This window comes from Larkinella ripae, from assembly GCF_054780775.1.
Genome location: NZ_BAAGVR010000014.1, coordinates 480,335 through 504,264 on the forward strand (window position 1 = coordinate 480,335; position 23,930 = coordinate 504,264).

Annotated in this window: 14 protein-coding genes; 6 read left to right on the forward strand and 8 right to left on the reverse strand. The window is 52.6% G+C overall.

Features of this window, described 5'->3' with window-relative positions; translation table 11 throughout:
• Positions 1 to 122: 122 nt before the first annotated feature.
• From ACYVHX_RS08870 to ACYVHX_RS08890, 5 genes are all read left to right on the forward strand, one after another.
• A complete protein-coding gene (locus ACYVHX_RS08870) occupies positions 123 to 1,109 on the forward strand; it encodes a hypothetical protein (protein WP_460671269.1) in 987 nt (328 codons plus the stop codon).
• A 23-nt stretch (positions 1,110 to 1,132) separates the two neighbouring features.
• Positions 1,133 to 3,337: an outer membrane protein assembly factor BamB family protein gene (locus ACYVHX_RS08875; protein ID WP_460671270.1), complete on the forward strand. Its 2,205-nt coding sequence runs from the start codon at positions 1,133 to 1,135 to the stop codon at positions 3,335 to 3,337.
• Between the two features lie 77 nt (positions 3,338 to 3,414).
• Positions 3,415 to 4,791 (forward strand): enolase C-terminal domain-like protein, encoded by a 1,377-nt coding sequence (locus ACYVHX_RS08880; RefSeq protein ID WP_460671271.1) that lies wholly within the window; start codon positions 3,415 to 3,417, stop codon positions 4,789 to 4,791.
• Positions 4,792 to 4,864: 73 nt separating this feature from the next.
• A complete protein-coding gene (locus ACYVHX_RS08885) occupies positions 4,865 to 6,772 on the forward strand; it encodes an SGNH/GDSL hydrolase family protein (protein ID WP_460671272.1) in 1,908 nt (635 codons plus the stop codon).
• On the forward strand, positions 6,772 to 6,921 hold the full coding sequence (locus tag ACYVHX_RS08890; protein WP_460671273.1) for a DUF5989 family protein: 150 nt from the start codon (positions 6,772 to 6,774) through the stop codon (positions 6,919 to 6,921). The genes ACYVHX_RS08885 and ACYVHX_RS08890 overlap by 1 nt, the downstream gene beginning before the upstream one ends.
• Positions 6,922 to 7,019: 98 nt before the next feature.
• Here ACYVHX_RS08890 and ACYVHX_RS08895 read toward each other — a convergent pair whose 3' ends face one another.
• Entirely contained in the window at positions 7,020 to 8,612 is a 1,593-nt protein-coding gene (locus ACYVHX_RS08895) for a glucoamylase family protein (RefSeq protein WP_460671274.1), read from the reverse strand.
• Between the two features lie 32 nt (positions 8,613 to 8,644).
• Positions 8,645 to 10,324 (reverse strand): glucoamylase family protein, encoded by a 1,680-nt coding sequence (locus ACYVHX_RS08900; RefSeq protein ID WP_460671275.1) that lies wholly within the window; start codon positions 10,322 to 10,324, stop codon positions 8,645 to 8,647.
• A gap of 384 nt (positions 10,325 to 10,708) precedes the next feature.
• Between ACYVHX_RS08900 and ACYVHX_RS08905 the strand changes: the two genes are divergently transcribed.
• The gene (locus ACYVHX_RS08905) at positions 10,709 to 13,429 is read left to right on the forward strand and encodes a triple tyrosine motif-containing protein (RefSeq protein WP_460671276.1); all 2,721 of its coding nucleotides are present in this window, start codon (positions 10,709 to 10,711) and stop codon (positions 13,427 to 13,429) included.
• Positions 13,430 to 13,481: 52 nt separating this feature from the next.
• On the opposite strand, the gene rpsG is transcribed toward ACYVHX_RS08905, so the two are convergent.
• The 6 genes from rpsG to rplL all read right to left on the reverse strand — a co-directional run bounded on the left by rpsG (position 13,482) and on the right by rplL (position 23,894).
• Positions 13,482 to 13,949 carry a 30S ribosomal protein S7 gene (gene rpsG, locus ACYVHX_RS08910; RefSeq protein WP_460671277.1) on the reverse strand — a complete coding sequence of 156 codons (468 nt, stop codon included), beginning with the start codon at positions 13,947 to 13,949 and terminating at the stop codon, positions 13,482 to 13,484.
• 72 nt (positions 13,950 to 14,021) lie between these two features.
• Positions 14,022 to 14,444, reverse strand: a complete 423-nt coding sequence (gene rpsL, locus ACYVHX_RS08915; RefSeq protein ID WP_379846295.1) for a 30S ribosomal protein S12 — start codon at positions 14,442 to 14,444, stop codon at positions 14,022 to 14,024.
• Between the two features lie 122 nt (positions 14,445 to 14,566).
• A complete protein-coding gene (locus tag ACYVHX_RS08920; RefSeq protein ID WP_460671278.1) occupies positions 14,567 to 14,887 on the reverse strand; it encodes a DUF3467 domain-containing protein in 321 nt (106 codons plus the stop codon).
• A 132-nt stretch (positions 14,888 to 15,019) separates the two neighbouring features.
• A complete protein-coding gene (gene rpoC, locus ACYVHX_RS08925) occupies positions 15,020 to 19,348 on the reverse strand; it encodes a DNA-directed RNA polymerase subunit beta' (RefSeq protein ID WP_460671279.1) in 4,329 nt (1,442 codons plus the stop codon).
• 87 nt (positions 19,349 to 19,435) lie between these two features.
• A complete protein-coding gene (gene rpoB / locus ACYVHX_RS08930; protein ID WP_460671280.1) occupies positions 19,436 to 23,299 on the reverse strand; it encodes a DNA-directed RNA polymerase subunit beta in 3,864 nt (1,287 codons plus the stop codon).
• A 211-nt stretch (positions 23,300 to 23,510) separates the two neighbouring features.
• Complete coding sequence (gene rplL, locus ACYVHX_RS08935) at positions 23,511 to 23,894, reverse strand: 50S ribosomal protein L7/L12 (RefSeq protein WP_154174740.1); 384 nt, start codon at positions 23,892 to 23,894, stop codon at positions 23,511 to 23,513.
• Positions 23,895 to 23,930 lie beyond the last annotated feature (36 nt).

Consider the following 23,930-nt stretch of genomic DNA (forward strand, 5'->3'; position numbering starts at 1 on the left):
AAAACCTGTCCCGGAAGGGGAAACGATCAAATGGTACCGCACTATTTCCCGTTTACCCCTCCGGGGCAGGTTTCACCAGAGGTGATTAACTCCGTTCTGGAGCTTGTAAGCAACGTTCTGTAATGAAAAAAATCGTCGTTTTTGTCGGCTTTCTCCTGCTTTTCGCCAGCGCCCGGTTTCTGCCCCCGTTTCCGGAAGCGGAAATCACCAACGGCCTGATTCGGGCGAAATTGTACCTGCCCGACTCGGTCAACGGATACTACCAGGGCGTGCGGTTCGACTGGTCGGGGGTTATTGCCAGCCTCGATTACAAGGGTCATTCGTATTTCGGTCAGTGGTTTGAAAAATACGATCCGAAGCTGCACGACGCCATCAGCGGCCCGGTCGAAGAATTCACCCCCATCGGCTACGAAACCGCCAAACCGGGTGACGATTTCCTGAAAATTGGCATCGGTGCGCTGCGCAAAGCCAAAGACGCGCCGTACCGTTTTGCGACGCCATACGCCATCGTCAACCCCGGCAAATGGCGCGTAAAAACCGGGCGCGACGCCGTGGCCTTCACCCACGACCTGACCGACGCGGCTGGCTATTCCTATCACTACCAGAAATCCGTGAAGCTCCTGAAGGGAAAACCGGTGTTGCTTCTCGAACACAGCCTGAAAAATACCGGCCCGAAAGCCATTGAAACGACGGTTTATGATCACAACTTTTTTGTGATGGACCAGCAGCCGACCGGCCCGGACGTTTCGGTGACGTTTCCGTTCCAGTTGCAGGTCAAACCCACGCGCGGCATCGGCACGCTGGCCGACGTTCGGGAGAACCGGTTTGTCTACCTCAAAGAATTGCCCAAAGGCGAAAGCACCCACTGCTACCTGAGCGGTTTTGGCACCTCCGCCAGCGACTACGATTTCCGGATCGAAAACCGCCAGAGCGGCTCGGGGGTCCGCGTGGTGGGCGATCAACCGATTGTGCAACTGGCGTTCTGGTCGATTCCCACGACGGTTTGCCCCGAACCATACATTCAGGTGAAAGCCGAACCGGGCCAGACAGCCCGGTGGACGATTTCGTACGAATTTTACACCCTCCCGAAAACCGCATCCGTCCGATAAGCATTGCCATTCAGCGTACGATTATGAACTATGCATCACTACTAATCGGATTGTGGCTCCTGATTTTGGGCATTTCCGCCCCTGCTCCGCAAACCGATCAAACCGGCATTGATCCGCCGGGCGGGCGCGACTGGCCGGCCTACGGTGGCAACCCGGCCGGCACCCGGTATTCACCCCTCAATCAGATCAACCTCCAGAACGTCAAAAACCTGAAAGTGGCCTGGTCCTATAATGCCGCCGGGGCCGATGGAACCGCCGGACGACCGCTCGAGATTCAATGCCAGCCCATTGTCATCAACGGCCTGCTCTACGGCACCACGCCGATGTTGAAGGTGTTTGCGCTCGATGCCGGAACCGGGCAACAACGCTGGCTGTTCGATCCATTCAAAACCAAATCCCCGCGCTTCAACCAGAGCCGGGGCGTCATGTACTGGGCAAGCGGAACCGACCAACGCATTCTGTATTCGGCGGGCTCGACCCTCTACGCGCTCAATGCGCTGACGGGCGAACCGGTAGCCGGTTTTGGCCGGAACGGCGAGGTGGATCTGAAACAGGGTCTGGACGATGAATCGAAACGGGATCTGAGCAAAGTTTCGGTGACATCGACCACGCCGGGCGTCATTTACAAGGATATTCTGGTGTTGGGCTCGGCGGTTTCGGAGCAGGGCGATGCGGCTCCGGGCCACGTCCGCGGTTTCGATATTCGCACCGGCAAGGTGCTCTGGGTTTTCCACACCATTCCGCAACCAGGCGAACCGGGCTACGAAACCTGGCCCAAAGAAGCCTACAGACGCATCGGTGGCGCCAACAACTGGGCGGGCATGGTACTCGACGAAAAACGAAAAACCGTCTATTTCGGAACCGGCTCGCCTTCCGTTGATTTTTACGGCGGCATCCGGGCCGGCCAAAATCTGTATTCGGACTGCATTCTGGCACTGGATGTGGAAACCGGCAAAATGAAGTGGTTTTACCAGACGATTCACCACGATCTCTGGGACCGCGACCTGCCGTGTCCGCCCAATCTGGTGACGGTGAAACACAACGGAAAAACCGTCGATGCGGTGGCGCAGACGACGAAAGACGGTCTGGTGTACGTCCTGAACCGCGATACCGGCGAGTCCCTGTTCCCGGTGGAGGAGCGCAACGTGCCGACCTCGCCCGCCCTGCCCGGCGAGGTGCCGTGGCCGACGCAGAAATTCCCGCTCAAACCCGCGCCTTTTGCCCGGCAGGTGTTTACCGAAGCGGACATTACCGACCGAACGCCCCAGGCGCATCAATTTGTGAAGGAACGGTTTTTGAAAACCCGCTCCGGCGACAAATTTATGCCGCCGAGCCTCGAAGGCACCTTATTTTTCGGCATCGGCGGGGGAGCGGAATGGGGTGGCAACGCCAGCGATCCGCAGGGCATTTTGTACCAGAACTCGAACGAAATGGTCTGGGATTTGAAGATGTCGGATCTGGCGGCCCGAAACGCCGAAATAGCCTCGAAAGGCAAAACGCTTTATCAGGCCAATTGCATCGCCTGCCACGGTCCCGACCGCAAGGGCAGCGGCCAGGAATACCCCAGTCTGGTCGATATTGGCAAACGGCTTTCCGCGCAGGACATTAATGGGGTTCTGCGGTCCGGGCGGGGCCGGATGCCGTCGTTCCAGCATCTTTCCGATCAGGATCGGTTCACGCTCGTGCGGTATCTGCTCAACGCCGACACCAAAGCCCCGGAACCCAAACCCGCCGAAACGCAGGATCAGCACAACGCGCCGACGCTGACCCAAACCGATCAAAAAACCGAATTTCCGTACATTCCGCCTTACATTAACAACGGCTACACCCGGTTTTTCGACCCCGACGGGTATCCGGCCGTAAAACCGCCCTGGGGCACGCTGAACGCCATCGACCTGAACACCGGCGAATACCTGTGGCGGGTTCCGCTGGGTGAATTTCCGGAACTGACCCAAAAAGGCGTTCCAATTACCGGCACCGAAAACTACGGCGGTCCCATCGTCACGGCGGGCGGCCTGATCTTTATTGCCGGTACGAAGGACGAACGCATCCGCGCCTTCGACAAAAAAACCGGGAGAGTGGTCTGGGAATACCAGCTTCCGGCGGGCGGTTTTGCCACCCCCATTACGTATAGGGTGGGTGAAAAACAATACGTTGTGATTGCCGCCGGCGGGGTCAAAAATGGCCACAAACCGGGTGGGTCGTACATTGCATTTGCGTTACCCTAACGAATAAGACAGTAACGAAAAGCGAATAAATGCTTTCTCCTGATATCGTTTGCATCTAAACCTTTACCTGATTACCCATGAAAGAACACGAAAATCCTGCCGAGTTCAACAGCCGCCGGGAGACACTGAAAAAAATAGGGTTTGGTTCCGGAGTCGGTTTGCTGGGTCTGTTCGGTGGCATGTCCACCGCCGAAGCCCGCGAGCGCCGGGGAACCCCCTCCTACGCCAAAGCCGCTGCCCCCGTCAAAATCAAGTCCGTCAAAGCGATTGCCACCGCTCCGCAGGGCTCCAACCTCATCGTCGTCAAGGTCGAAACCACCGAACCCGGTTTATACGGGCTGGGTTGCGCGACCTTTACGCAACGGGCCGCCGTGGTCATCGTGGCCATCAACACCTACCTCAATGAGTTTTGCGTCGGTAAGGATGTGGACAACATCGAAGACATGTGGCAGGCGGCTTACGTCAGTTCCTACTGGCGCAACGGCCCGGTTTTGAACAATGCGCTGTCCGGACTTGATCAGGCGTTGTGGGACATTAAAGGCAAACGCGCCAACATGCCGGTGTATCAGCTACTCGGCGGGAAAGCCCGTTTTGCGATTCCCTGTTACACCCACGCGGGCGGCAACACGCCCGAAGCGGCTGCCGAAAGCGTGAAGAAATTCATGGAGCAGGGCTATAAGTACATCCGGATTCAGCAGGGTGGGTACGGCGCCGTGGGCGCCAATGCCGCGAACAGCCAGCCCGACTTCAAAGCCGCCAGTTTTGGGGGCACCACCGACAATTACATGAACGAACGGCTGTACCTCAAGTCGGTTCCGAAAATGTTTGAAGTGGTGCGCAAGGAATGTGGCGACGAGATCGAACTGCTGCACGATATTCACGAGCGGGTGCAGCCCATCGACGCCATCAACATGATCAAGCAGGTGGAAGAATACCGCCCGTTCTTTATCGAAGATCCTTTCTCGCCCGAAAACATGAAGTGGTTCGCGCAGCTTCGGCAGGCCACTTCCGTGCCGATTGCGATGGGCGAGTTGTTCAACAACATCAATGAATTCAAGGAGCCGATGGTGAACCAGTGGTTCGATTTCATCCGGATTCACGTTTCGCAGATTGGCGGCATTACGCCCGCCATGAAAGTGGCGCGGCTGGGCGAGTGGTTCAACATCCGCACGGCCTGGCACGGTCCGGGGGATGTTTCGCCGGTGGGCCACTCAGCCCACGCCCACATTGATCTGGCGGTCTGGAACTTCGGTATTCAGGAAGCCGTGCAGTTTTCCGACAAGATGAATGAGGTTTTCAGCGGTTGTCCGACGATGAACAAAGGCTATATGTCGGTCAACGAAGCGCCGGGACTGGGCGTGGACATCAACGAAAAGGAAGCCGCCAAATACCCGATCACGACCAAATCAAACTGGCAGGTCCGGAAAGCCGACGGAACCATTATCCGTCCTTAAAAAAGTATTCCTGTTCCAAAATGGCCCTTCTAAAGCCTCACCGGAGATTTAGAAGGGCTCACCGGTTTTGCTCATGAAGAAGCGGTTGTGGCTGTTCAAAGGGATTGCGTTGCTGTTGCCGCTGCTGGTGCTTGTACTGATTGAAGGCCTGCTCCGGCTGGTCGGTTACGGCCATGATTACGGACTGTTCGTGGAAGATCCGCAGCGCACGGGCTACTGGATCATGAATCCGCACGCATCGGAACGGTATTTTACGGAAACTGATAACGCCACCGTCGGCAATTTTGAACCGTTTCGGCAACGCAAAACCGAGGGCACTTTCCGGATTTTTGTGCTGGGTGAATCAACGACGATTGGCTACCCCTACTTCCACAACGGCTCGTTCCACCGCTGGCTGCACTACCGGCTGATGCACACTTTTCCAGACCGCCACTTTGAGGTGATTAACCTGTCGCTGACGGCGGTGAACTCCTACACGGTTTTTGGATTTGCGCAGCAACTGCCGGACTATGAACCGGATGCGGTTTTGATTTACACCGGTCACAACGAATACTACGGCGCCATGGGCGTCGGCTCGACGAGTTCGCTGGGCGGGCATCCGGCGCTGGTGCGGCTGGTGCTGAAACTCCGCGAATTTCGGGTGATGCAGGCGTTGACCCGGGCGCTGGCCGGGATTCGCAAAACCGTATCGGGCGAGACGGTGAATCTGCGCGAAAACCTGATGAAACGCATGGCCGCCGACCAGCAGATTCCACTCGGATCGGACCAGTACCAGCGAGGGATCGAGCAGTTTCGCACGAATCTGGACGGGATTTGCCAGGTGTTTTCTGAAAAGAAAATCCCAGTTTTTATCAGTACGCTGGTCAGCAACGAGAAAGGCTTAAAACCGCTTGTCAGTGCGCCGGGCGCCGGGTCGGCCGATCAGCAATTTCAGGTAGCGAAACAGGCGTATGAACAAGGCAACTTCCGGGAAGCCAAACTGAAGTTCACGCAAGCGAAGGAACTGGATTTGCTGCGGTTTCGGGCCCCGGAAGCCCTCAACCAGGTGATTCGGGAACTGGAAAACCGGTATCCGGAGGTTACGACCGTGGACACGAAGGCGGTTTTTGAAACCCATTCCCCCCACGGTATTCTGGGCAACGAAACCCTGCTGGAACACGTTCATCCAAATCTGTACGGTTACGCGCTGCTTTCCGATGCATTTTATGAAGCCTTGAAAAAGAAACGACTCCTGGTTCCCGCCGAAAACGATGAAATCTCACTGGCGCAACTGCGGCAGCAAATGCCTCTTACACCGGTCGATTCGCTGAAAGGCGTGTTTGAAGTGCTGATTTTAAAGGAAGGCTGGCCGTTCAACGAACCGATGCCGCCGGAAGAAAAGCGCCCGAAAACCGTTGAGGAACAACTGGCCGGGGCGCTGGTTGTGAAGCAGATTTCCTGGTCCGACGCGATGCAGCAACTCCTGGCCCATTACCAGAAAGCGAACAATCAGCGGGGCGCGTTGCAGGTCACCGAAGCGCTGATGCTGGAGCATCCGGACGACCCGGTTTTCTACGGACAAGCCGGTAAAATCTACCAGAGCCTGAACCAGCCTGAGCGCGCGGTCTGGTGTTTAAAACAAGCCTTTCAACGGCAGGAATCGTTTACGACCGCTCAGAATCTGTTCATTACACTCCTGAAACTCGACCGCCCGGACGAAGCCTTGCCGTATCTCCGCTACGCAGCGGCCCACAACGAAACAACGTTCAGCCTGACTGAGTTACAAGCGTTTGTGGAGCAGTTGGTTGCCACCAAAAAACAGTACCTGGCCGATACAACCAATGTCAACCTGAGCAATCAGCTGGCCGCCGGTTATCTGAGGTTTGCGAATGCGGACGGTGCGGCCAAATACGTTGCCCAATCGCTCCGGATCGATCCGCGCAATGCCACAGCCCTGCACTTGCGGGCTCAGCTTCAGACGCTTAAAACCGCCCCCCACTGATGGATTTTTTAAAGGACTTCTGGCTTTTTATGCGAACCCGCAAGCGGTATTGGCTGTATCCGCTGCTGCTTTTGCTCCTGTTCCTCAGCGCGTTAACGGTTTTAACAACCGGTTCGGCCCTTGCGCCCTTTATTTATTCGCTTTTCTAGCGCACCAACTCAAAACCGGCTTTTTAATCTCAACGCCCGCAAAGCCAGCGCACCGCGCCCAGCGCCAGCCCATAAAGCAAAGCAAACATTTTATCCCCCTACTGATTATCAACGCCCTGATGAAGTGAAACCTTAACACGCTGTTTTTCAGCTCCCTGAACCCACTCAAATTCGTATTTCGTCGACGGCAGATCAAATGTGAGCTGGTGCGTTCCTTCGGAATACGGTTTGTTGTCGATCAGTTTCTGCACCTCCCGCCCCGCTTCGTCGCGAACCGTCAGGGAGACGGCCTGGGTGCCTTTCACGGCAAAATCCAGCACGTAAGCGCCCCGGTCGGGGTGTTTCCAGAGGTCGATGTAGCCGGTCCGGAAATCCGGAGCGTAGGAATAAAAACCGGTCGGATAAACCGGCTTTGCAATGCCCATTTTGGTCAGGCCGGTCCAGAGTTCCGGCGTTTTTTCCCCCAGTTTCCACAGCAAGCCCGAGCGGTAATTCTCCATCATGACCACAATCGGCCCCTGGTCAATCGCCAGATACTGATTGGAGTACCAGTTCAAACCTTTGTTATACGCATCGTAAAAACCGTAAGGTCCGAAAAACCGGTTGCCTTCCCGCAGATACAGATTTCGCAGCACCTGCATTGAATAATAGGGCGTGTAGGGAAAGGCCGACAAAGCCGCCGTGGGGCTGATGGTGCCGTTGTCGTTCGTTGGCGAATGGGCGTCGTAGAAATTGTAATCGTCGCTGGCGGTTAAGCCCCAGTTGCCCGGCCCGTAGCCAAACATGGCCTGCCGTGGTTGCAGGCAATGCGCCCGGTTGATGAGCGTGTGGTTCAGGTTCTGCTGCCAGTAGTTGGTCTGCTCGTCCTGCATCAGGCGCGGATCCAGGCTCAGGTACGAATAATGGGTGAAGAATAGCGGCCCGCCCATCGGAAAACCGAGCGGTAGTTTGTACCCGAAATACGTCTGGTTATTGATATAATGATCGCTTTGTTTGTAGGTGTTCTGATACACCTCCGGTTTAATCGCGTGCGTCGGCGAACCCAGCGCCAGCACGTAGGTGATGAACGTTTCGTCGTGTCCGCGAATGGCGTGGTTCATTTTCCAGCCGTGGTTTGGTGACCAGTGCCAGAACAATTTCCCGTCGCGCACGTACCAGTCCCATTCGACCTCCCGCCAGATTTTATCGATGCGTTGGCGAAGCGCTTTCTCCGGGGCCCCGGAGCCATCGAAATACGCCCGGGCGCTCAGTAAACCGTTAACCAGAAAAGCTGTCTCGACCAGATCTCCGCCGTTGTCGTGCTCCGAAAAAGGCACTACTTTACCCGTATTGCCATCCAGCCAGTGCGGCCAGGCGCCGTGAAACCGGTCGGATTTTTCCAGAAAACCGACTATTTTTTGCAGCTGCTGCACGGCTTCGGCGCGGGTTACCCAACGGCGGTCGGCGGCAACAACGATGGCCATGATGCCAAATCCGGTTCCGCCCGTCGTTACGATGTTGGGCGTGGCGGTTCGCTCGGGAGCCAGCCCGGAAACCGGGTGCGCAAAATCCCAGAAATACCGAAACGTCGCCTTCTGAACGGTTTCGAGGTATTCGCTGTATTCATTGGCGATTGGCGGATTCGGTTGCGCCGTACAGGGAACCGTCACGCTCAGTACAGCAAAAACGAGCAGGCTGGAGAGGAATTTCATACGCAGATCGAGTCAAAAAAAGTCGGTTTAGCTCATAAATTAGGGCTCTGAAAACCCAGTTTTTTCATCCCGGTTTTTACTTCCGGAGCGCTCATGAACAACTTCCAGAGCAACTGCGATCGGTGGTTTTCCACCATCACGATAATCGGTCCCTGATCGATGGCCAGAAACGAATCCGCAAACCAGTGATTGGTCAGGTTGAAGGCATCGACAAAACCGTATTCTTTCCAGATTTGATCGCCCAGCTTGTAATAGAAAAACCGCAGCGCCCGCATCGATTCGTCCGGCGTGTAGGGCAACGACGACAGAGCCGCCGTGGGGCTGATGGTGCCGTTATCATTGTTCGGTTCGTGCGCCGAATAGCCATTCTGCTCATCGCTGGCCGTTAAGCCCCAGCAAGTCTCGCCGTAGCCGCTAAAGTCTTTCGGATTGGTTTTGCAGTAGGTATAATTGATGAGCGAATGGGCGGTATTCTGCTCCCAGTAGTTGGCGTACGCATCGCTCAGTCCGCGCGGATCAATGCCCAGAAAAGAGTAATGCGCAAAAAACAAGGGGCCGCCGTTTGCCGGGCCCAGGGGCAGTTTAAAACCGTAATAGCTGTTGCCATTTTTCATCTGCCCGTTCCGGGCCCAGGCATTATCGTACACGGTTTTTGAGATGGGCGATTGGTTCGACGAAGCCGCCAGCACGTAAGTAACCAGGGCTTCATTCCAGCCCCGAATCGGCATGTTCATGTCCCAATTGTAGGTGGGCGACCAGTGCCAGTAGAGGTTCGTCTCGGCCCCATTTTTGGTAAACCAGTTCCATTCGACCGCGTTCCAGAGCTCATTGACGGTTTTTCGCAGCGCAACTTCGTCGGCCTGCGCCCCGTTGAAATACTGCCGGGCCGTCAGCAGTCCCTGCATCAGATACGAAGTTTCGACCAGATCGGCTCCGTTGTCTTTCTGACTGAACGCAATGGTTTCGCCGGTAGCGCCGTTGAGCCAGTGCGGAAAAGCGCCGTGGTGCGTTTTGGTTTTATTTTTCAGAAAATCGGTCATTTTCAGCAGCCGCGCCAACCCTTCCTGACGGGGAATAAATTTGCGTTCGATAGCCACCAGAATGGCCATGATGCCAAACCCCGAACCGCCCGACGTTACCACATCGCCGGATGAATTTCGCTCCCGGGCCAGACCCGAAACCGGATGCCCAAAATCCCAGAAATACCGGAATGTCTGTTTCTGTACCAGATCCAGCAAAAGCGAATCGCTGATGCGGGGGAATTTATCCGTTGTATCGATTGATGTGGTCAAATCGGCCGTAATGGCGGCACTCAATGCGGTTTTTTGTTTTGAAAGCAACGAAGCAGGCACCGTGAGCCGATACGTCGCCAAAGCCGCCAGATTGGTTTGGGGGGTAATCGTTATAGCGGCATCGTTATCGGTAAAGTCATACGCAAGTGCCACAGCACGATTGCCATTTGTTTCCGCCAGCGTAATGGCCTGGGTGGCCGATGTCCGATCCACCGGCACCGAAAACCGGATTTTCAACGTCGGTTTTTTGCTAATCTCCCGGTAAATAAGCGTCTGTGATGGTTGATCATCGACCAGTAAGGATTGAAAGAAAAATGACTCCGCCGGTGGCTCCGGTTTGGGTTGTTGTTCTTCCGGTTTGGCACGACAGCCACCAACCATCAGAAGCAAGATCAGCAAGAGTAAGTTAGTAGCGTTCATGATGTGGATTTAGTTAAGCGGCCGGGATTTCATGTATCGGTGTTCCCCCTGGCACTATTTATTGGTGGTTCTCGTCCATTGATTCAATACCCATCAACCCAATCAGTTTATCCTAATTTTTCGATAAAATGTTCAATTATTTCCAGCTCAAAGATAAACGAACCCTAACCATATTGCGTTTAGTATAGGATACATCACTACTACATCATTTTAACTAAAACGATAGTTATTCATTTGTTTGTGACTTGCGAAGTACGCTTTAAGTCCTAATAATGAATTTGTTGTACACTGGGTGACTTTTACGCATGATTTTTTATACCCATCATGATCAGTGCTTATCAGATTGGGAAGTACCTATCTACTGTCCTTTTTTCCTTTCTTTTTTTGGCGGCAACCGCAAGTCCTGACAGCCGGGATTTGTTTTTTGCTCCATACATCCGAAGCTTTGCCAAACAGGATTATCAGGCCTACAATCAAAATTGGTCGTTATGTCAGGATAAAGCAACCGGTTTTCTGTACGCCGGTAATTCCAAGGGTTTGCTGGAGTTTGATGGTGCGCGGTGGCAGACGTATCGGCTGCCCAAACGGCAACTTGTCCGGGCCGTAGCCCTTGACCAGAAAGGTCGCATTTTTACCGGTGGTCTGGGCGAAATTGGCTACTGGCAACCCGATTCGGTTGGAAAGCTTCATTATCATTCGCTTACGAACCTGGTACCCGGTAAACGCTTCCCCAAAGAAGAAGTCTGGAACATTGTCGCCGGTGCAGATTTCGTATTTTTTCAATCGTTTTCAACCGGTTTTCTGTACCAGAACGGGCGAATCCGGGAGCTGCATCTACCGGGCAATATTCTCTTTCTGTACGCCGTTCATAATCGCTATTATCTTCAAGCGATTGGAAAAGGCCTTTTTGAACTCATCAACGGGAAGTTTGTGAGCCTACCCAACACGGACGCTTTAGCGCCAACCGTTGTTCACACGATTCTTCCCTATGGCGAGAAGGGACTGCTGATTGGCACGCGCGATCAGGGGCTGTTCACGTATGAAACGGGCCGTCTTTCTCGCCTGACGCACGCAGCCAGCCAATTCCTCCAGCGATACCAGTGTAATAAAGGGCTCGCTTTACCGGAAAACCGTTATGCGTTTGGGACCATTCTGAACGGCATTGTCATAACGGATCCGACCGGAGCGATTCTTTACACGCTTAATCAGCGCGCTGGGCTTCAGAACAATACCATCCTTTCGTTGACCCTGGATGCTCAGGGTGATATGTGGGCAGGTCTGGACGATGGCATTGATGCTGTTGCCTTTAGCTATCCGTTGAAATACTTTATGGACCCAAACGGGCAGTTAGGGACTCCTTACGATGCGGTTTTATTCAACAGAAAACTTTATCTGGGGACCAACCACGGCGTTTACTGGTGTGATTTTCCGGCCTCCGGCCTGCCGGTTTATCACTTGATTGAGGGTTCTCAGGGTCAGGTCTGGGACCTAACGGTGCTTGATGGTCAGTTGCTGTGCAGTCATAACGCGGGTACTTTCCGGATAACGCCGGATGGTGGCTGGCAATCGCTTTTTACACAGGTGGGCGGCTGGAATTTAGAAGCGTTGGCTTCGCGACCCGGTTTTGCCCTTCAGGGAACGTATACCGGTTTGTGCGTTTATCAGCGTACTGCGGCTGGTCAGTGGAAGTTCAGTCATCGCATTGAAGGTTTCAACGAACCCATTCGGGAAATTTGGGAAGATCAAAACGGACAAATCTGGCTTCGACACGCTCACAATGGTGTTTACGCGATCACCTTATCAACCGATTTACGAAAGCTCGGCCAACTTAAATGGGCGTCGGTCTATTCCCAGGAAGAGGATTTGAAGCGTCGGTATCAGGTTCCGGGTGCGGTTCGTCGGGTCTTTTCTGGCTGGAATGATGAGCAACTTTTTCTTCGGCAGGACGGCAGCTTGCTCGTTGTAAAACCGGGCGGTTTGAAAGCCGAATTTGCCATCAGCAATTCGGTCTGGATGGACGATTACGAAAATATTGTTCCGCTGGATTCTGCTTACTACCTGCTCTGTTTTGAAAAAGGGTACGCCCTTTTACCCCGGCATGAGCTTCTGGCTGTTAGTAAGCGGCAATCGACGAGCAAACCGCTGATCCGGCAATTGACGGTTGGTGCTGGAACGGATGCTCACACTCATTCATTTCGTTCGGCGTCGGCGGTAACCGCTTTTTTACCCGTCCTGACGGCGAAACAGAATCACCTTCTTTTCCAATTTGGCCTGCCGGGGGCTATTCAGGAACCTCTATTTAGCTACCGTCTGGTTGGTCTGGACGAGCACTGGTCGGATTTCAGTAAAACTGCGGAGAAAGAATACACCAGCCTGATGCCGGGAAGCTACCAGTTTCAAGTCCGATCTACGACCGATGGCTCGGTTGCTTCGCTTCATTTTGAGATCCTGCCACCCTGGTACCAGCGAACCGGGGCCTACCTGGCTTATTTGCTGGCGACTTGCGGGCTAGTTGGGCTCAGTTTTTACGTTCACCGGCGGCAGGTTCGGGCTCATCAGGTGAAAGTAAGGCAGCAAATGGAAGAAAAACTGGTGCGTGAGCAGGAGCGGCACCGCCAGCAACTTATTCAGGTTCAAAAAGAGAAACTTGAGCAGGATGTCATCGGAAAATCGGAAGAGTTAGCCAACACCACCATGAACCTGATCCATAAAAATGATCTGTTGCTTAAGCTGAAAGACGAAGTGGAAAAGCTAAAAGACGAAGTTCGGCAACGGCAACCCATTGATCAGGCTACCGGCCATATCAACCAGCTGGTGAAGCTAATCGATTCCAATATTTCGAGCCGGCAGGACTGGAAGGTTTTTGAGAAGAACTTTAATAAGGTTCATGAACAGTTTTTCAAACGGCTGCTCAGTCAATACGACGGTTTAACGCCCGATGATTTACGATTGGCGGCCTATCTGCGCATGAACCTGTCGAGCAAGGAAGTGGCCAAACTCCTCAACATTACGGTACGCGGTGTGGAACTGAAACGATACCGGCTGCGGAAGCGGTTAAGTCTGGAACCCGAAACCAACCTGACGGAGTTCATGATGGCCTTTTAACAAAAAAACCGCCCGAATGGGCGGTTTTTTCAATGCATTTGCATCGTACGGCTTAGAACCGGAAGTGCGAGAATGCCTTGTTGGCTTCGGCCATGCGGTGGGTGTCATCCTTCTTCTTAACGGCAGCGCCTTCACCTTTTGCTGCGGCTATGATTTCCGCTGCCAAACGATCCACCATGGTTTTTTCACCACGCGAACGGGCATACTTGATCAGCCATTTCATGCCTACTGATACTTTACGATCAGGACGCACTTCCGTTGGAACCTGGAATGTTGCACCACCTACCCGGCGGCTTTTTACCTCTACTGAAGGCATTACGTTGTTCAACGCCTTTTTCCAAACTTCCAGGCCGTTGTCGCTGGTTTTTTTCTCAACCAGTGCCAGGGCGTCATAGAAGATGGAGTACGAGAGGCTCTTTTTGCCTTCGTACATGAGGTTATTTACAAATTTCGTTACCAGCGTCTCCTTAAACTTAGGATCGGGTAAAACGTATCTTTTCTTTGGTTTTGCCTTTCTCATGATCTTCAGATGATAAATCTTACTCTAAGCGCTGTGCATCATTAGCAACGCTCAGTTCCTATTCAGGAGCAATTATTTTTTCTTTTTAGCGGGTGCTCCTTTGGTTGGTGCCGCTACCTGACCCGGTTTCGGACGTTTTGCGCCGTATTTCGAACGAGCCTGTTTCCGACCGTTTACACCGGCGGTATCGAGGGCTCCCCGAACGATGTGATAACGTACACCCGGAAGGTCTTTCACCCGACCACCACGAACGAGTACGATCGAGTGTTCCTGCAGGTTGTGGCCTTCGCCCGGAATGTAGGCGTTGACTTCTTTGCCGTGCGACAGACGCACACGGGCTACTTTACGCAAAGCCGAGTTGGGCTTTTTGGGGGTGGTGGTGTACACACGCGTACACACGCCACGGCGTTGTGGGCAAGAGTCCAGTGCCGGTGACTTTGATTTGAAAGTCAACTTTTCGCGGCCCTTGCGTACTAATTGTTGTATCGTAGGCATTGTATCAGAATGGGTATTACTACAGTCCTCTGGAAAATTAGAGGTGCAAAATTAGCTAAATCAGATGGAAAACCAAAATGCTGATGGAATTAATTTCTACTATCGCGCTGTCCTTAACGGTTTTAGGCTTCACCAATCGGCCCGCCGAACTGTGTTGGAAAGCGGAAGGCTTCATCGGCCCCGTTAATATCGCCGTACGCGTCCTCGAACTTACGGATGTTATCTTTCAGTGCCGAGAGCAAACGTTTCGCGTGCTCCGGTGTCAGAATGATGCGGGATTTCACTTTAGCCTTCGGAACGCCGGGCATCAGGCGGATAAAGTCAATAATGAATTCGCTGTTGGAATGGGCGATCATCGCCAGATTGGCGTAAATCCCTTCGGCAATATCTTCCGTTAATTCGACGTTGATCTGGCCGTCCTGCTCCGGTGACTGGTTTTCCATCTTTTTATAGGTAAGGATCAAAAAAAATAACTCGCAACGAGAAACCGTAGTTCCGTTCTGCCTTGACTATTGCAAGACAAAAACAGGGTCAAACCTTGCGGTCTGACCCTGCCTTGTATTCATCACGGGTGTTTAAACCGTTTCACGTCTTTTGGTCCGCGTGAATTTCTCGCGCGTTTCCACAAACGATTCGTATTCCTCTTTCGAGCTGACGATGATGTTGTTGTAGCGACGCGTACCCGTACCAGCCGGGATAAGGTGGCCCACCAACACATTTTCTTTCAGTCCTTCGAGGTAATCGGCTTTACCACGGATCGAAGCTTCACTCAGAACTTTGGTTGTTTCCTGGAACGAAGCCGCCGACAGGAAGCTTTCGGTACCCAGAGAAGCCTGCGTGATTCCCTGTAACGTCGGTTGTGAAACCGCCGGCATGGCATCCCGCACATCAACCAATTTCATATCCCGGCGTTTCAGGCTCGAGTTTTCATCGCGCAGACGACGGACAGAAATGATCTGACCTGCTTTCAGGGTTTCTGAATCGCCCGGATCCATCACGACTTTCATGTTCATGATTTTGTCGTTTTCATTCCGGAACGACCATTTATCCACCGATTGCATATCCAGGAAGATCGTATCCCCGGCGTCCATGATTTCAACTTTCTGCATCATCTGGCGAACAATCGCTTCGATATGCTTATCGTTGATTTTCACCCCCTGCAGACGGTATACTTCCTGAATTTCGTTCACCAGGTATTCCTGCACAGCCGTTGGGCCTTTGATAGACAGAATATCGGATGGCGTAATGGCCCCATCGGACAGCGGATCACCCGCCCGCACGAAGTCATTATCCTGCACCAGAATGTGTTTCGACAGAGGTACCAGGTATTTTTTCTTCGTGCCGTCTTTCGATTCGATAAAGATCTCGCGGTTACCCCGTTTGATCGTGCCGTACGTAACCACACCATCGATTTCGCTCACAACCGCCGGGTTCGACGGGTTACGGGCTTCGAACAGTTCGGTCACACGCGGCAGACCACCCGTAATATCGCGGGTTTTACCAACGTTACGCGGAATCTTGGCAACCGGCTGACCGGCTTTAATATCCTGACCGTTTTTCACGACCAGACGCGCGCTCACCGGCAAGTTGTATCCTTTTTCGGTTGTGTCTTCCAGCAAAGTGCTGGTTCCTTTCACAACGATTGCCGGGTTTTTGGTTTTATCGCGGCTTTCGATGATCACCATTTCCTGGAAGCCCGTTTGTTCGTCAAACTCTTCGCGGTAGGTAATCGCTTCTTCGATTGCTTCAAATTCTACTTTACCCGTCAGTTCCGACAAGATAACGGCGTTGTACGGATCCCAGGCGCAAAGCTCATCCCCTTTCTTCACCAGGGTATTTTCTTTCACCCGCAGGAAAGCACCGTAAGGCACGTTATTGCTAATCAACACCAGATTCGGGTTGGCCGGATCAACGATCTTGACTTCACCCGAACGACCCATCACAACCGTGATGGGATTGCCTTCGTTATCGACCGATTCAACCGTCCGCATTTCTTCGAACTGCACCTGACCGTCGAATTTCGCCCGGATCGAGGCATCAACCGCAATGTTGGAAGCCGTACCCCCTACGTGGAAAGTACGCAGCGTCAACTGAGTTCCCGGCTCACCGATGGACTGTGAAGCAATTACACCCACCGCTTCACCGATGTCGACCATCCGACCCGTTGCCAGGTTCCGCCCGTAGCATTTCGCACAAACCCCTTTTTTGGCTTCGCACGTCAGTACGGAACGAATCTCGACAGTTTCGATACTGGTTTCGTCAATCGCAGCCGCGATCTCTTCGTTGATTTCGCTACCACCGGCAACAATCAGCTCTTTCGTCAACGGGTTGTAAATATCGTGCACCGTTACCCGGCCCAGAATCCGCTCTGACAGCGGTTCTACGATATCTTCGTTGTCTTTCAGTGCCGAGATTTGCAGACCGCGAAGCGTTCCACAATCGTCTTCAGTAATGATTACATCCTGCGCAACGTCGTGCAGACGACGGGTCAGGTAACCGGCATCGGCCGTTTTCAAAGCCGTATCCGCCAGACCTTTCCGTGCACCGTGCGTCGAGATAAAGTACTCCAGTACGTCCAGACCTTCTTTGAAGTTTGACAGAATCGGGTTTTCGATGATCTCACCAACCGAACCCTGCAGGTTCTTCTGCGGTTTGGCCATCAAACCCCGCATTCCACCCAACTGACGGATCTGCTCGCGCGATCCACGTGCACCGGAGTGCATCATCATGAAGATCGAGTTAAAGCCTTGCTGATCGGCTTCCAACTGCTTCATCAGGGTTTCGGTAATCCGGCTGTTTACGCGCGTCCAGATATCAATCACCTGGTTGTAACGCTCGTTTTCCGTGATCAGACCCATCAGGTAGTTGTTCCAGACTCCTTCCACTTCCTGCTTGGCTTCGCCAATCAGTTGCTCTTTGGCATCCGGCACTTTTACATCACTCAAGCCGATTGACAAACCGCCTTTGAAAGCCATCTGGAAACCGAGTTCCTTGATATCGTCCAGGAACTGAGCGGTTTTTGAGCCACCCGAGATCTTGAAGATATACGAGATGATCTGCTGAAGTTTTTTCTTCGTCAGCAGCTCATTGATGTAACCAACTTCTTCCGGTACCGACTGGTTGAACAGAACGCGACCAGCCACGGTTTCGATGATTTTCGTCTCCAGCTCACCTTTCTCGTTCCGAACTTTCGTCCGGACTTTGATATTGGCGTGCTTCGAAACTTTCTTCTCATTAATGGCAATGATCACTTCATCCGCTCCGTAGAACGTCATGCCTTCGCCCACAATCGGATATTCCGGTGTGCTCCGGCGACCTTTCGTTACGTAGTACAGCCCCAATACCATGTCCTGCGACGGTACCGTAATCGGTGCTCCGTTGGCCGGGTTCAAAATATTGTGCGACGCCAGCATCAACATCGACGCTTCCAGAATGGCTTCCTGTCCCAGCGGAACGTGAACGGCCATCTGGTCACCGTCAAAGTCAGCGTTGAAAGCCGTACAAACGAGTGGGTGCAACTGAATTGCTTTTCCTTCGATCAGTTTTGGCTGGAATGCCTGAATACCCAAGCGGTGCAGCGTTGGAGCACGGTTTAATAAAACCGGGTGTCCTTTCAGTACGTTTTCCAGAATGTCCCAGATAATCGGGTCTTTCCGGTCAACGATTTTCTTCGCTGATTTCACGGTTTTGACAATACCGCGTTCGATCAGTTTTCGAATAATGAACGGTTTGAATAATTCAGCCGCCATGTCTTTCGGCAAACCGCATTCGTGCAGTTTCAATTCCGGACCCACAACGATAACCGAACGACCGGAGTAGTCAACCCGTTTACCGAGCAGGTTCTGACGGAACCGTCCCTGTTTCCCTTTCAACATATCCGAAAGTGATTTCAAGGCCCGGTTTCCTTCCGAACGAACGGCGTTTACTTTCCGTGAGTTGTCAAACAACGAATCGACGGCTTCCTGCAACATCCGTTTTTCATTCCGCAGAATCACCTCTGGCGCCTTGATTTCGATCAAACGCTTCAGACGGTTATTCCGGATGATCACCCGGCGGTACAGGTCGTTCAAGTCGGAGGTGGCAAAACGACCACCATCCAAGGGGACAAGCGGGCGCAGTTCCGGCGGAATCACCGGCACCATCCGAATTACCATCCATTCCGGCCGGTTTTCGACGCGGGTGTTGGCATCCCGGAATGCTTCAACCACTTTCAGACGCTTCAGCGCTTCGGCTTTCCGTTGCTGCGATGTATCGGTTGCTGCAGCATGGCGCAGGTTGTACGATAATTCGTCCAGCTTCACCCGCGACAGCAACAGTTCGAGCGCTTCCGCACCCATTTTGGCAATGAATTTCTGCGGATCGGAATCCGGCAGGAGTTGGTTACCGCTGGGCAGTTTATCAACAATATCTAGGTATTCGTCTTCCGTCAGAAAGTCCAGATCCTGAATACCGTCTTCGCCTTTGATACCCGGTTGAACAACCACATACCGTTCGTAATAGATAATCTGGTCGAGCTTTTTCGTGGAAAGGCCGAGCAGGTATCCAATTTTATTGGGAAGGCTCCGGAAATACCAGATGTGTGCTACTGGAACAACCAGTTCAATGTGACCCATCCGTTCCCGACGCACTTTCTTCTCCGTCACTTCTACCCCACAGCGATCGCAGATAATGCCTTTGTAGCGAATACGTTTGTATTTACCGCAATGGCACTCCCAATCTTTGACTGGACCGAAGATCCGCTCACAGAACAAACCGCCCATTTCAGGCTTGTACGTCCGGTAATTGATCGTCTCCGGTTGCGTCACTTCACCATACGAACTCTCCAGAATGGACTCGGGCGAGGCCAGGCTGATCAGCACTCTGGAAAAGTCGCTGTTGAGCTTCTTATTCTTTTTGAATGACATTGGATGGAGTTTTATTGGGTGAAAATATTCTTATAGCCGATTTTCACCCGCTGACAAGCTTGCCAACGGGTGAAATATCGAGCTGTTTCAGTCCATCGTAACCTCAAGGGCCAGACCGCGCAATTCGTGTACCAACACGTTGAACGATTCCGGAATGTTGGGTTTCGGCAGATTTTCGCCTTTTACGATGGCTTCGTAGGCTTTTGCCCGGCCCACCACGTCATCGGATTTCACGGTCAGGATCTCCTGGAGAATGTGCGATGCCCCGAAAGCTTCGAGCGCCCAAACTTCCATTTCACCAAACCGCTGACCACCAAACTGCGCCTTACCACCCAGCGGTTGCTGGGTAATGAGGGAGTACGGTCCGATTGAACGGGCGTGCATTTTATCGTCAACCAAGTGACCAAGTTTCAGCATGTAGATGACTCCGACAGTAACCGGCTGGTCGAATCGTTCGCCCGATAAACCATCGTGCAGATACGTCCGGCCAAACGATGGCAAACCGGCTTCGTTCAGTTCCGAAACCACCTGATCTTCGGTAGCGCCGTCGAAAATCGGTGTCGCGTACTTACGACCCAGTTTCAGACCGGCCCAACCCAGTACGGTTTCGTAAATCTGACCGAGGTTCATCCGGGAAGGTACGCCAAGCGGATTCAAGACAATGTCCACCGGTGTTCCGTCCGCCAGGAACGGCATATCCTCGTCCCGAACGATCCGGGCAACGACCCCTTTGTTTCCGTGACGACCGGCCATCTTGTCACCTACTTTCAGCTTGCGCTTCTTGGCCACATAGACTTTCGCCAGTTTCACGATACCCGCCGGTAGTTCATCACCCACTTCGAGCGTAAACCGTTCGCGTTTGAAACGACCGGTGATTTCGTTCCGACGGTTGTTGTAGTTCTTGACCATCTGCGTCAGCAACTTGTTGGTATGCGATTCGTCTGTCCATCCTTCGATCAACAGGTCGCCCAACAGGTTCACTTCTTCCGCTACGGAATAACTACTTTCGTCACGATACGGGTTTTTATCCGGGAACAGGTTATCCGTGATGTTTTTCCGGGTAAACTTAACGCCCTTGCTCGTGATGTTATCACCGAATTTGTGGTTGATGCCCTGTGACGTTTTGCCTTCCAGCAACGTCGACATCTTGTTGATCATCTTCTCGCGAACACCGACCAACTCCCGGCTGTAGCGCTTCATCAACGCCTTGATTTCATCCTTGTGCTTCGAACGTTCGTCTTTGTTCGGACGCGAGAACAATTTGGTATCGATTACCACCCCCTTCAGCGACGGCGGTGCTTTTTTAGAAGCATCCTTCACATCACCGGCTTTGTCACCAAAAATGGCGCGGAGCAGTTTTTCTTCCGGCGTCGGATCGCTTTCTCCTTTCGGCGTAATCTTACCAATCAGGATATCGCCCTCCTTCACTTCCGTACCGACCCGGACAATACCGTTCTCGTCGAGGTTCTTCACGGTTTCTTCCGAAACGTTCGGAATTTCCGCCGTCAGTTCCTCTTCTCCGCGTTTGGTATCGCGGACTTCGAGTTCGAACTCTTCGATGTGAATGGACGTAAAGATATCTTCGCGCACCACCCGCTCCGAGATCACAATCGCATCCTCGAAGTTATATCCCTGCCAGGGCATGAAAGCCACTTTCATGTTTCGCCCCAGCGCCAGCTCCCCACCTTCCGTGGCATAGCCTTCGCAAAGCGGTTCGCCTTTCTTCACCTTCTGACCTTTCAGCACCATCGGCTTCAGGTTAATACAGGTATCCTGGTTCGTCCGGCGGAATTTGATCAGATCATACGTCTTCAGATCGTCGTCGAAGCTTACCAGTCGCTGGTCATCGGCCAGATCGTAGCGAACCACGATTTTGGTTGAATCAACGAAATCGATTATCCCGTTTTCTTCGGCAATGACCAAAGCCCGCGAGTCAATTGCAATCCGTCCTTCCAGACCGGTTCCAACAATCGGTGCCTGCGGCCGCAATAACGGAACCGCCTGCCGTTGCATGTTCGAGCCCATCAAAGCCCGGTTGGCATCATCGTGCTCCAGGAACGGAATCATCGAAGCGGCCACCGAAACAATCTGGTTCGGCGCAATATCCATATAGGTTACGCTGGTCGGCTCCGACATAGGGAAGTCACCTTCAAAACGAGACTTAATCCGGTCGCCCGTCAGCGTGCCCTGCGTGTTAACAGTCGTATTTGCCTGAGCAATGTAATGCGTATCCTCCTCTTCAGCCGTCAGGTACTTCACGGGTTGATCAGGAACTACCTGCCCGCTTTCGATAATCCGGTACGGTGTTTCAATGAAGCCCATGCTGTTCACTTTGGCGTAAACACAAAGCGACGAGATCAACCCGATGTTCGGACCTTCCGGCGTTTCGATCGTACACAAACGACCGTAGTGCGTATAGTGAACGTCACGTACCTCAAAACCGGCCCGCTCGCGCGACAAACCACCGGGCCCGAGTGCCGACATCCGACGCTTATGCGTCACTTCGGCCAGCGGGTTCGTCTGATCCATGAACTGCGACAACTGGTTGGTGCCGAAGAACGAGTTAATTACTGAAGAAAGCGTCCGGGCGTTGATCAAATCAACCGGTTTGAAATCTTCGTTATCACGAACGTTCATCCGTTCCTTGATCGTCCGCGCCATCCGTGCCAGACCGACACCGAATTGCGCGTACAACTGCTCGCCCACCGTCCGGACCCGCCGGTTGCTCAGGTGGTCAATGTCATCGACAACGGCTTTTGAGTTAATCAAACCAATCAGATACTTCACAATGGAAACAATATCTTCCGTCGTGAGTACTTTCGTATCGGCCGCTACATCTAGACCCAGTTTTTTGTTGATCCGGTACCGGCCAACATCACCCAGGTCATACCGTTTATCCGAGAAGAACAGGCTCTGGATAATTTCCCGAGCGGTTTGTTCGTCCGGCGCTTCCGTATTCCGGAGCTGGCGGTAGATTTGCTCAACGGCTTCTTTTTCCGAGTTCGAGCTATCTTTTTGCAGCGTATTATAAATGATGTTATAATCCGCTACGTTCATATCTTCTTTGTGCAGGATGATCGACTTCTGACCAGAATCCGTAATCGTATCGATGTGATCAGCGGTGACAACTGAATCCCGCTCCATCAATACTTCGTTCCGGTTGATCGAAACAACCTCGCCGGTATCCTCGTCGACAAAATCTTCCGTCCACGTCCGCAGCACCCGAGCCGCCAGCCGACGGCCGACTACTTTCTTAAGGTTGGCCGGGGTTGCCGGTATTTCTTCGGATAATCCGAACAGGTCCAGAATCTCTTTATCCGAGCCAAAACCAATGGCACGCAGCAGCGTCGTCACCGGAAATTTCTTTTTCCGGTCGATGTACGCATACATCACGTTATTGACATCCGTCGAGAACTCAATCCACGATCCTTTGAACGGAATAATCCGTGCTGAATACAATTTTGTTCCGTTGGTGTGCTTGCTCATGGAGAAAAACACGCCCGGTGAACGGTGCAATTGTGAAACAATCACCCGCTCCGCTCCGTTAATGACGAACGAACCTTTCGCTGTCATATACGGAATGTTCCCCAGAAATACCTCTTGCTCAATGGTCTCGAAGTCTTCGTTATCGGCATCGTTGCACGAAAGCCGTAATTTAGCTTTCAGCGGTACGGAGTACGTCAGACCCCGGTCGATGCATTCGTCAACCGAGTATTTTGGGGGATCCACCGAATAGTCAATAAACTCCAGCACGAAGTTTTCGCGGGAGTCCGAGATCGGAAAATTTTCTTGAAAAACTTTAAACAAACCTTCTTTCGAACGATTATCAGAAGGGGTGTCTAACTGAAAAAAATCTTGGAAAGATTGTATCTGAACATCCAAAAAATCCGGATATTCGATCACTGGTTTGATTTTCGCAAAACTTATACGCGTGGTTGTTTTCGTAGCCAAGACCTCGTTGCGTTTAGTTATAGTGATCGACAATAATTCGTCCGCATTATTTATATACCAGAAGTATACAATAGGGCATAATCGGACAACGTAATATACGGGGAAATAGTTTAGTTCCGCCCGTTTGTACAGCGCAAAACTCCCCAAACAGGAAAAGACCTGACAGATGCCAGGCCTATTCCCGGGGGAGAGAGTAAATCCCTAAGCAGGGTTATTTTACTTCAACTTCTGCTCCGGCTTCTTCCAATTGCTTGCGCAGCGCTTCAGCTTCGTCTTTAGCAACACCTTCTTTTACCGGTTTGGGAGCTGTATCAACCAATTCTTTGGCTTCTTTCAGGCCCAGACCCGTCAGGTCTTTCACCAATTTCACAACGGCCAGTTTGCTGGCACCAGCGGCTTTCAGGATCACGTCGAAGGACGTTTTCTCAGGTGCAGCAGCGGCTTCTTCGCCACCGCCACCACCACCAGCTACCATTACCGGTGCTGCTGCTGCTGGTTCGATGCCGTATTCGTCTTTCAGAATAGCAGCTAATTCGTTAACTTCTTTTACCGTCAGGTTGACAAGCTGCTCCGCGAACGCTTTCAAATCTGCCATTTTCGTATTCTTGATTAGATTGTTACAAAATTGATT

What these genes read in the sequence shown, in the direction of transcription:
- ACYVHX_RS08875 (WP_460671270.1), top strand. Translation starts at nt 1,133, where the DNA reads ATGAACTATGCATCACTACTAATCGGATTGTGGCTCCTGATTTTGGGC.
- ACYVHX_RS08870 (WP_460671269.1), top strand. Translation starts at nt 123, where the DNA reads ATGAAAAAAATCGTCGTTTTTGTCGGCTTTCTCCTGCTTTTCGCCAGC.
- ACYVHX_RS08890 (WP_460671273.1), top strand. Translation starts at nt 6,772, where the DNA reads ATGGATTTTTTAAAGGACTTCTGGCTTTTTATGCGAACCCGCAAGCGG.
- rpsL (WP_379846295.1), bottom strand. Translation starts at nt 14,444, where the DNA reads ATGCCTACGATACAACAATTAGTACGCAAGGGCCGCGAAAAGTTGACT.
- ACYVHX_RS08920 (WP_460671278.1), bottom strand. Translation starts at nt 14,887, where the DNA reads ATGGAAAACCAGTCACCGGAGCAGGACGGCCAGATCAACGTCGAATTA.
- ACYVHX_RS08900 (WP_460671275.1), bottom strand. Translation starts at nt 10,324, where the DNA reads ATGAACGCTACTAACTTACTCTTGCTGATCTTGCTTCTGATGGTTGGT.
- rpsG (WP_460671277.1), bottom strand. Translation starts at nt 13,949, where the DNA reads ATGAGAAAGGCAAAACCAAAGAAAAGATACGTTTTACCCGATCCTAAG.
- ACYVHX_RS08895 (WP_460671274.1), bottom strand. Translation starts at nt 8,612, where the DNA reads ATGAAATTCCTCTCCAGCCTGCTCGTTTTTGCTGTACTGAGCGTGACG.
- ACYVHX_RS08885 (WP_460671272.1), top strand. Translation starts at nt 4,865, where the DNA reads ATGAAGAAGCGGTTGTGGCTGTTCAAAGGGATTGCGTTGCTGTTGCCG.
- rplL (WP_154174740.1), bottom strand. Translation starts at nt 23,894, where the DNA reads ATGGCAGATTTGAAAGCGTTCGCGGAGCAGCTTGTCAACCTGACGGTA.
- rpoC (WP_460671279.1), bottom strand. Translation starts at nt 19,348, where the DNA reads ATGTCATTCAAAAAGAATAAGAAGCTCAACAGCGACTTTTCCAGAGTG.
- ACYVHX_RS08880 (WP_460671271.1), top strand. Translation starts at nt 3,415, where the DNA reads ATGAAAGAACACGAAAATCCTGCCGAGTTCAACAGCCGCCGGGAGACA.